Below are 272 nucleotides of genomic sequence, written 5' to 3'. Positions count from 1 at the left end.
CCCATGACCTGCGCATGACCGCGTCCCCGACCTTCCAGCCCGCCTGGTGGCTGCCCAATCCGCACCTGCAGACCCTGTGGAGCCCGTTCTTCCGCCGCGGGCCGACCCTGGAACGGCAGCGCGAACGCCTGTGGCTGGCCGATGGCGACTTCATCGACCTCGACTGGGCCGGCCCGCACGATGCCGAGACCCCGCTGGTGCTGGCGCTGCACGGCCTCACCGGGTCATCCTCGTCGCACTACATCCTCGGTCTGCAGCGCGCCCTGCTGGAG

Annotated in this window: 1 pseudogene; it reads left to right on the top strand. The window is 71.0% G+C overall.

Annotated elements, in window-relative coordinates:
- Positions 1 to 14 precede the first annotated feature (14 nt).
- Positions 15 to 272 (top strand): annotated as a pseudogene (locus ACLJNW_RS25135) (hydrolase); the annotation flags it as partial.

The sequence above is a fragment of the Salmonella sp. SAL4457 genome (assembly GCF_046548235.1).
Lineage (GTDB): Bacteria > Pseudomonadota > Gammaproteobacteria > Enterobacterales > Enterobacteriaceae > Salmonella > Salmonella enterica.
This window is presented reverse-complemented; position numbering and strand designations above follow the sequence as displayed.